Consider the following 3,069-nt stretch of genomic DNA (forward strand, 5'->3'; position numbering starts at 1 on the left):
ACCGTCGTCACGCCACGTTCGTGGGCCGCGACCCAGTTGTCCCCGCACTCGGTCTCCCCCGCGGCGGCGGCCAGTGCGGCTCCCACCTCGACGCCGAGGTGGGGTGGCTTCACCAGCGTCCAACGCGCGAGCACCGTCGTTCCTTCCCCGGGGCGGGAGTGGATGTCCACGAAGTCGGCCATCCTGCGCACACCGCCGAGGCCGAGCCCGAGGGTGCCGGTGGTGGAGTGCCCGTCCCGCACGCTGTCCGGGACGTCCGCGATCCCCGGCCCGAGGTCGGTGGCCACCACGTCCAGCCCGTCCGGCCGGGGAACCACCATCAGCAGGCCGCCCGTGGCGTACTTGACGAGGTTGGTGGCGAGCTCGGAGGTCGCGAGGACGACCCGCTGCACCGTGCGCCTCGGCCAGCGCCCGGGAGTCGCCGGTGGGGACGAGCACCCCGGCCCGCCCGTCGTCGAGGACCCGGCGGAACGAGTCGAGCCCGCTGGCGACGACCGGGGTCCCGGCTGCCATCGCCTCGGTGAGGATCATGCCGAAGCTCTCCCCGCCGCTGTTCGGGGCACAGTAGACGTCCGCGCTGCGCAGGGCGCGGGCCTTGGTGGCGTCGTCGACCTGGCCGAGCAGGTCGATCCGGTCGGCCAGCTCCGGGCCGGCCTGCCGGTACAACGTCTCGGCCTCACCCCGGCCGACCACCAGCAGCCGCAGGTCGGGCAGCCCGGGAGCCAGCTGCCGCAGCGCGTCCAGCAACACCCCCATGCCCTTGCGCGGCTCGGTGAACCGGCCGACGAACCCGACCGTGCCGCCCGCGCGCGGATACCCGGGCAACGGCCGGGCCGTGGAGAACAGCGACGTGTGCACCCCGTTCGGGATCTCGACGGCGTCCCCACCCAGGTGCTCGACCTGGACCCGGCGTGCCAGCGCGGAGACCGCGATCCGGGCGGTGACCTTCTCCAGCAGCGGGCGCAGCACGGGTTCGAAGGCCGCCAGGGTGCGCGACCGCGGGGTGGACGTGTGGAAGGTCGCCACGATCGGCCCCTCAGCGAGCTTCAACGCGAGCAGGGACAGGCTCGGCGCCGTGGGCTCGTGCAGGTGCAGCACGTCGAAGTCGGATTCGCGCAGCCACCGCCGGACCCGGGCGTAGGAGACCGGGCCGAACTGCAACCGCGCCACGGACCCGTTGTACGGGATGCCCAGCGACCGCCCGGCCGGCTGTACGAAGTCCGGCAGGTCCGGTCCGTCCTCGTCCCCGGGCGCGAGGACGGACACCGTGTGCCCGAGCGCCCGCAGCGCCCCCGCCAGGTCCCGCACGTGCCCCTGCACTCCACCGGGCACGTCGAAGGAGTACGGGCAGACGATCCCGATTCTCATGCCGCACCGGTCCTCACGCCGCGCGCCCCCGCACGGGCTCCGCGGAGCGGTCGGCCGCCCAGAACGTCTGCAGCATGTGCCAGTCGGTCGGGTGCGCGGCGATGTCGCCGGCGAACACGTCCGCGACCGCCTGGGTCGCGGCGCCGACCTCGTCCCGGTTGTTGATCCGCACCGGCGGGTGGATGCGCAGGCCCCAGCCACCGTCGGTGAACCAGGTGCCGCACGGGAGCAGGGCGGCCCCCGTGCTCAGCGCCAGCCGTGCGGGCCCCACCGGGAACCGCGCGGTCTCGCCGAAGAACGACACGGCCTGGCCGGAGCCGGTGATGTCCCGGTCACCGACCAGGCACACCACCTTGTTCTCGCGCAGCCTGCGCAGCAGGGCGCGGAACGACACGCTGCCGTCGGCGGGCACGACCTCGAATCCCAGGGACTCCCGGTAGGCCACGAACCGCTCGTACAGCGACTCGGGTTCGAGCCGCTCCGCCACCGTGGTGAAACTACCGGAGTGGCCCACCAGCCACACCCCGGCGACGTCCCAGTTCCCGGTGTGCGGCAGCGTCATCACCGCACCGTTGCCCTGCGCCAGCGCGGAGTCCAGGTAGTCGGCCCCGGTGACGTCCACCCGCGCGCGGACGTCGGCCGCCTCGCCGGCGGGCAGCCGGAACGCCTCGTGCCAGTACCGGGCGTACGAGCGCAGCGCCCGGCGCGTGAGGTCGTCCAGTTCGGTCGGCCCCGCCTGCGGAACCACCCGGGAGAGATTGTCGCGCAGCCGACCGACCCCGGCGGGCGCGCGCCGGGCCACCAGGTCGGCGGCCACCGAGAACAGCGGGGCGGACACGCGCTCGGGCAGTGCCGGCACCAGCCGCCACCCGAGGGCGTAACTCCAGTCGGCGACCCGCATCCCGAACGTGCTCACGTCCGCGCCCCTCCCGTGGCCCTCGACACGCCCACGATCCGTTGCACCAACGTCACCAGCGACAGCACGGCGAGCAGCCACTGCGACGCCTCGACGGCGTGGGGCAGCCCCAATCCGTACAACCCCGTCCCGACCAGCGCGATGATCAGTCGTTCCGCCCGTTCGACCAATCCGCCGTTCGCCGCGTCGGCGAAGCCGGACGCCTCGGCCCGCGCCTTGATGTAGGAGGTCACCTGGGCGAGCACCAGGCACAGCAGTGCCGCCGCCGCGACGCGCGGATTGTCCGCCACGGCGAAGGCCCACCAGGCGATCGCGGCGAACACCGCGCCGTCGACCAGGCGGTCGCACGTGGCGTCGAGCACCGCGCCGAAGGGCGTACCGCCCTTGACCCGGGCCATCGCGCCGTCGAGGAGGTCGAGCATGACGAAACCCCACACGACGAACGTGCCGGTCAGCAGCATCCCGAGCGGGAAGAACACCAGGGCACCCGCCATCGCGCCCACGGTGCCGAGCACGGTCATCGCGTTGGGCGTCAGCCCGAGCCGGACCAGCGCCGCACCGAGCGGGTCGGTGACGCGGGACACGGACGCGCGCGCGAAGATGTTGAGCATCTCTTCCTACGGGAGCCGGTGCTGATCGGGTTCGATCGACAAACCCTATCGAGTTGCCCCCGCACCACCGTCCGATGCCCTCGCCCCCGGCGTGTACGCCGCTCCGCGGCGCCGTCCGGGAGGGCTCAGCCGGTCGGGTCGCCGTCGCGCGCGGCGACCCGGTGGTCCCCGTCG

At 73.7% G+C, this 3,069-nt stretch carries 2 protein-coding genes and 2 pseudogenes; all 4 read right to left on the reverse strand.

Annotated elements, in window-relative coordinates; translation table 11 throughout:
* A pseudogene (locus SACHA_RS25865) lies at positions 1-404 on the reverse strand (ATP-binding protein); the annotation flags it as partial.
* Positions 399-1,368: pseudogene (locus SACHA_RS23535) on the reverse strand (glycosyltransferase family 4 protein); the annotation flags it as partial. The pseudogenes SACHA_RS25865 and SACHA_RS23535, both read right to left, overlap by 6 nt.
* Positions 1,369-1,381: 13 nt before the next feature.
* Positions 1,382-2,284, reverse strand: a complete 903-nt coding sequence (locus SACHA_RS0100875) for a phosphatidylinositol mannoside acyltransferase (RefSeq protein ID WP_019806447.1) — start codon at positions 2,282-2,284, stop codon at positions 1,382-1,384.
* Positions 2,281-2,895: a phosphatidylinositol phosphate synthase gene (gene pgsA, locus SACHA_RS0100880; protein ID WP_019806448.1), complete on the reverse strand. Its 615-nt coding sequence runs from the start codon at positions 2,893-2,895 to the stop codon at positions 2,281-2,283. Before pgsA ends, SACHA_RS0100875 begins: the two co-directional genes overlap by 4 nt.
* Positions 2,896-3,069 lie beyond the last annotated feature (174 nt).

The organism is Saccharomonospora halophila 8, from assembly GCF_000383775.1.
GTDB classification, from domain to species: Bacteria; Actinomycetota; Actinomycetes; order Mycobacteriales; family Pseudonocardiaceae; genus Saccharomonospora; species Saccharomonospora halophila.